The organism is Rhodococcus sp. P3_B8 (assembly GCF_056402775.1).
Window position 1 is genome coordinate 1 of record NZ_JBFUGT010000366.1, and the last position, 5,930, is coordinate 5,930.

6 protein-coding genes are annotated in these 5,930 nt (G+C 66.6%); 5 read left to right on the forward strand and 1 reads right to left on the reverse strand.

Annotation, left to right across the window (positions count from 1 at the left end; all coding sequences use genetic code 11):
* The first annotated feature begins 10 nt into the window (after positions 1 to 10).
* Entirely contained in the window at positions 11 to 163 is a 153-nt protein-coding gene (locus tag AC1D1G_RS40395) for a helix-turn-helix domain-containing protein (protein WP_477956403.1), read from the forward strand.
* A gap of 21 nt (positions 164 to 184) precedes the next feature.
* Here the strand turns inward: AC1D1G_RS40395 and AC1D1G_RS40400 are convergent, their stop codons facing one another.
* A complete protein-coding gene (locus AC1D1G_RS40400; protein ID WP_280784302.1) occupies positions 185 to 1,114 on the reverse strand; it encodes a LysR family transcriptional regulator in 930 nt (309 codons plus the stop codon).
* Positions 1,115 to 1,284: 170 nt separating this feature from the next.
* Here AC1D1G_RS40400 and hglS point away from each other — a divergent pair, with 170 nt between their 5' ends.
* From hglS to AC1D1G_RS40420, 4 genes are all read left to right on the forward strand, one after another.
* Entirely contained in the window at positions 1,285 to 2,733 is a 1,449-nt protein-coding gene (hglS, locus tag AC1D1G_RS40405) for a 2-oxoadipate dioxygenase/decarboxylase (protein WP_477956399.1), read from the forward strand.
* Positions 2,734 to 4,290: an L-piperidine-6-carboxylate dehydrogenase gene (amaB, locus tag AC1D1G_RS40410; RefSeq protein ID WP_477956400.1), complete on the forward strand. Its 1,557-nt coding sequence runs from the start codon at positions 2,734 to 2,736 to the stop codon at positions 4,288 to 4,290. It abuts the gene before it with no gap.
* A 35-nt stretch (positions 4,291 to 4,325) separates the two neighbouring features.
* Positions 4,326 to 5,474, forward strand: coding sequence for a Glu/Leu/Phe/Val family dehydrogenase (locus AC1D1G_RS40415; protein WP_477956401.1), 1,149 nt, complete (start codon positions 4,326 to 4,328; stop codon positions 5,472 to 5,474).
* Between the two features lie 158 nt (positions 5,475 to 5,632).
* Positions 5,633 to 5,930 (forward strand): FAD-dependent oxidoreductase (locus AC1D1G_RS40420; protein ID WP_477956402.1); only part of this gene is annotated, 298 nt, incomplete at its 3' end.

The window sequence follows — 5,930 nt, forward strand, 5'->3', positions numbered from 1 at the left end:
CCGTCAGACGCTGTACTACCGCCTCGCGAAGATCGAGGAAATCACCGGCCTCGATCTCTCGGTGGGTGCGCAGCGCCTCGAGTTGCATGTCGGCCTCACCCTCGGGCGCTTCATCTTCGAGCACCTCGGAACCGAAGAGGGCCGCAACGGCGAGCAGACCTGACCGCTGCGTCCGATCGGGCGATCAGATCTTCTCGGCAGCCGTCGACGCCGGGTCGACCGCGGCGCGAACGATGTCGGTGATGGCCCGCACCGTAGGCCTGGTCTCCGAGCCGGCGAGGCGTATGAGGACGATTCGCCGACCGATCTCCTGCTCGAGGTCGACGCGGATGATCGGCACCGAACTGTTGAGCCTGATCATCATGTCGGTGACCGGCGCTGCCCCCAGCCCCTTTCCGGCCAGCGCCAGAGACACCGCGGTATCGACGATTTCGTGCCGCACGATCGGCTCGAAACCCTCCTGACGGCAGGCGATGCGGACAGCGCGACCGAACTGGGTCTCCGCGGGAGGCAGAATCCAGTTCCACTCCGCGGCCTCGCGCAGATCGATGGTCCCCTCGGTGCGGATGCCGTAGGCGCCGGAGGAGACGGCGAGCCCGAATCGCTCGCTGCGCAGGGTGATCATCTCGATATCCGGTGTGCGGGGCATCGGTGAATTGGGGTAGTCCAGCCCGAATGCGACGTCGACCTGACCGCGTTGGACGGCGGTGGCGGCGTCGTCGACGTCGAGTTCGCGGCTGCTCAGGGCGAGATGCGGGTACTTGCGCTGCGCTGCGGCCACCACCGGTGGCAACAACGCTGCRGCGGTACTACCGAAGGTGCCGAGAAGAAGAGGCGCAGCGACGTCGTCGTGCACCGCGCGCAGCGCGTCGAGGGCCCTCTGTTCCGCGCTCAAGATTTTCACCGCATGCTCGGCCAGAACGGTGCCGGAATCGGTGAGCACGACATTGCGACCCACCTTGGTGACGAGCCGGGAGCCGACGGCTTTCTCCAAGGCTGCGATCTGCTGCGATACTGCGCCCGCGGTGTACCCGAGTTCCTCGGCGACCGCGACCATCGTTCCACGCCGGGCCAGCTCTCGGAGTGCGACGAGGTGCGCCAAGCTCATATTCATATAGAGATTCTAAACGGTAGTGGCTAACTTTCTTCGCTGGTGCTATTCATTTCCGCGGACCACGATGAACGTGCGGAACGAGACGTCGGACACGTCGGAGCTCTTCTGAGCCGGCCGGCGACCACGATCTCGATCTCACCCGATCCTCATCGACCCTGGAGTTGCACGCCATGCCGATCACCCAGCAGTGGGAACTGCGCGCCGAGTTCGCTCGCCGTCTCTCGCACATGTACGGGAAGGAAGTTCCCGCATACACCACGTTGCTCGAGGTATCGCAGGCCGTCAACGACACCGTGCTGTCGAATCTCGGTGCGAGCGCAGAACGTCTGGGCTCCATTGCCCGGGTCACCGCCGAACGTCACGGAGCCATCCGAGTGGGCACCCCGCAGGAGATGGCCCAGGTCGCCCGCGTGTTCGCGGCCATGGGCATGTACCCGGTCGGGTTCTACGACCTGCGCGAGGCCGCTGCCAGTTCCGTCCCGGTCGTCTCGACGGCTTTCCGTCCGACGGACCCGGACGAACTGGCGCGCAACCCCTTCCGGGTGTTCACCTCCATGCTGGTGCCCTCGGATCGCCGCTTCTTCAGCGCCGATCTGCAGCAACGCCTGGAAAGTTTCCTCGCCAAGCGCAAGCTGTTCACCACCGAACTGCTGGTCCTCGCCGACCGGGCGACCGAGTACCGGGGGCTGAATTCCGGTGACGCGGAGATGTTCCTGACGTTGGCCACAGCGGCATTCAAGCTGTCCACCGAGGCCGTCGACCGCGCCTGGTACCGCGAACTCGAGGAGGTCTCCTCGGTGGCCGCCGATATCGGTGGCGTCACCAGCACACACATCAACCACCTGACCCCTCGCGTGCTCGACATCGACGATCTCTACGCCCGCATGGAGCGTCGCCGGATCGACATGATCGACACGATTCAGGGTCCGCCGCGGTGGGCCGGTCCGGATCTGCTGCTGCGGCAGACCTCGTTCCGGGCTCTCGCCGAMCCGCGGGTGTTCCGAGAGGCCGACGGCGCCGTCGAGAAGGGTTCACTGCGAGTGCGTTTCGGTGAGGTCGAGGCCCGCGGTATCGCAGCCACGGTCCGCGGCCGCGAGGTCTACGATCGGTTGACCGTCGAGATCGAGCAGGCGGTCAGGGAGGCGGCCGCGACCGCGCCGGTGTCGGCCGAGGTACGCAACGAGATCGCTGCGGAGCTGTGGAACCAGCAGGTGCCCGCCACCGAACAGGGGCTCGCGCTCCACGATCTGGCGTACTTCACCTACCGGGTCGACACCGACAAGCAACGCAACGGCACGATGCCCGGACGATCGCTACAGGATCTGATCGATCAGGGCTGGGTCCGCCCGGAGCCGATCGTCTACGAGGACTTCCTGCCGAAATCCGCGGCCGGGATCTTCCAGTCCAACCTGACCTCGGACGGACACAAGGACACCACACAGTCGACGACCGATATCGACGCCGCCTGGATGGAAGGAGTTCTGGGCCGCACACTGCACAACCCGTACACGCTCTACGACGGGATCCGCCGCGCTTCCCGCGATCACGTTGCCACCCAATTGGGAATCCGCGGACCCATCGAAGAACCGGCACCCATCGCTACCCAAGGAGTCAAGTAAATGAGCACCGCTGTCGCCGAGACCATCGCTCTGCCCACCACCGACGAACTGCGCACGCTCGCACGCACCAGCCTGCAGCGATGTGGGGTCGACCCGGCCGTACTCGATACCGCAGGGATCGAGAACACCATCACCACCCGCTCACCGGTCACGGGGGAGAGCCTCTTCGACTATCCCGCCGCAGACGCCGCCGACGTCGAGGCCGCGATCGATGCCGCCCACGAGGCCTTCCTGCAGTGGCGCACCGTTCCCGGCCCGGTCCGCGGATTCCTGATCAAACGCCTCGGCGAACTGCTCACCGAGCACAAGGAAGACGTCGCCAACCTGATCAGCATCGAGGTCGGCAAGATCCGCTCGGAGGCCCTCGGCGAGGTCCAGGAAATGATCGACATCTGCGACTTCGCGGTCGGTCTGTCCCGGCAGCTCGACGGCCGCACCATGCCCTCGGAGCGTCCCGGACACCGACTGATGGAGACCTGGCACCCGCTCGGTGTCGTCGGTGTCGTCTCGGCGTTCAACTTCCCCGCCGCGGTGTGGTCCTGGAACCTGGCTCTTGCCATCGTCTGCGGTGACTCGGTGATCTGGAAGCCCGCGCAGCTGACCACCCTCACCGCCGCCGCCTGCTCGGCGCTGTTCGACCGTGCCGCAAAAGAATCCGGCGCCCCGGCCAACCTGAATGTTCTCGTCTCGGCGAGTGCCGCCGACACCCAGGCCCTGATCGACAGCCCGAAGGTGCCGTTGATCAGCGCGACCGGTTCCGAGCGGATGGGCGAGCAGATCGCTCCCCGCGTCGCCGCCCGGTTCGGCCGCGCCATCCTCGAGCTCGGCGGAAACAATGCTGCGATCGTCACCCCGTCGGCGGACCTCGACATCGCCACCCGCGGAATCGTCTTCGCCGCAGCCGGCACCGCCGGCCAGCGCTGCACCTCGATGCGCCGCATCATCGTCCACCAGGACATCGCCGACGAGCTGATCGACCGGATCTCCCAGGTCTACGGCCRCCTCCCGATTGGCGACCCGTTCGCCGACGGCACCCTCGTGGGCCCGCTGATCGACGGCAAGTCCCACGCCAACATGACCGCAGCCCTCGACAAGGCTGTCGCGCAGGGCGGCGAGATCCTCGTCGGCGGCAAGCGCCGCCCGAGCAGCGAAAGCTCGTACTACGTCGAGCCGGCGATCGTGCGGATGCCGGCCCAGAGCGAGATCGTCAAGGACGAAACCTTCGCCCCGATCCTCTACGTGCTGACCTACGACACGTTCGAGGAAGCGATCGCCCTGCACAACGACGTCCCGCAGGGTCTGTCGTCGTCGATCTTCACCACCGACCAGCGTGAGGCGGAGCGGTTCATCGCCGCCGACGGTTCGGACTGCGGCATCGTCAACGTCAACATCGGCACGTCCGGCGCCGAGATCGGCGGCGCGTTCGGCGGCGAGAAGACCACCGGCGGCGGCCGCGAATCCGGCTCGGACGCCTGGCGCGCCTACATGCGCCGCGCGACCAACACCATCAACTACTCCCGCGAGCTGCCCCTGGCTCAGGGCGTCAACTTCGGCTGACATCCCCCTATCGAATCGCACGAGGAGCAACGACGATGTTCGAATTGATCGACGAATGGGGTCCGGAGAAGGTCGTGTGTGTCTCCGATGCACGCACCGGCATGCGCGGCGTTCTCGTCATCGACAACACCGCCCGCGGAATGGGCAAGGGCGGCACCCGCATGTCCACCACGGTCAGTGTCGGCGAGGTCGCCAGGCTGGCCCGCAACATGACCTGGAAGTGGGCGGGGGTCGACCTGTTCTACGGCGGGGCCAAGGCCGGCATCTGGGCCGACCCGACTGCCTCCTCCAAGGAGGCGGTCCTGCGTGCCTTCGTCCGGGCACTCCGCAACGAGGTCCCCGAGGAGTACGTCTTCGGGCTCGACGTGGGATTGACCGAGAAGGACGCCGCGATCATGCTCGACGAGGTCGGCGGACGCGGCGGCGCGGTGGGCACCCCCCACGCGCTCGGTGGGCTCCCGTACGACCAGCTCGGGGTCACCGGCCACGGTGTCGCGGAGTCGGCCGACGCCGCCGCGCAGGCCCTCGGCCTGTCCACCGGTTCGCTGAGCGTGTCCATCCAGGGCTTCGGAGCGGTCGGAGCTGCGAGCGCGAAGCGCCTCGCGGAACTCGGGGCCACCATCGTCGCTGTGTCCACCTCGCAGGGCGGCATCCACAACCCGGACGGGCTCGACGTCGCCACCTTGCTCGATCTGCGCGATCAGTACGGTGACGGACTCGTCGACCAGTACTCCGACGCCAAGCCTCTCGCTGCCGGGGAAGAACTCTCGGTGATCGCGGACATCCTGATCCCGGCGGCGTTGCAGGACGTCATCGACGCCGATCTCGCCCGCACGTTGCCGGCCAAGATCGTCGTCGAAGGCGCAAACCTGCCGAGCAGCCCCGAAGCACAGTCGGTGCTGTTCGACCGCGGCGTGACCGTGGTTCCGGATTTCATCGCCAACGCCGGCGGTGTGGTCGCCGCAGCCGTGGCGATGGATGCCCGCTACTCCGGAATCCGCCCCGAACCGGCAGCCGTGTTCGACAACATCTCGAACAAGCTGCGCGCCAGCACCATCGACACCCTCGATGCGTCGAAGGCTCAGGGTCGAACCACCCACGAGGTGGCCCGCACCACCGCCCAGGAGCGCGTGCGCGAAGCCATGGTGCTCCGCGGGCGTTCCCCGCAGAACGCCGCGTTCTAAAAGGTTCGGAACCCCCCACGCGCAACTGTGTGACCCCACTCCGGTCAGTGGGCGCGCGCCATTCCTCCAGGCAAAGTCATCGACCCGGTCGTTCGTCAGGTGTCCCGGAAACCGGTCGGGCATCACATCACTACTCTCGAAGGAAAGAAGAGGACGACATGAGCAAGGAACTTCCCGAACAGGCATCCGTCGTCGTGATCGGCGGCGGCGTCATCGGCGCCAGCATTGCGTTCCACCTCGCCGAATCCGGGGTCTCCGATGTCGTCCTCCTGGAAAAGGACGAGTTGGCCTGCGGCTCGACCTGCAAGGCCGCCGGCGGTGTTCGCGCCTCCTTCAGCAACGAGGCCAACATCGCGATCGGTTTGCGCGGACTCGACGTGTATTCGCGGTTCGCGCAGGAGTACCACCAGGAGATCGACTTCAGCCGCGACGGCTACCTCTACCTCCTCTCGGACC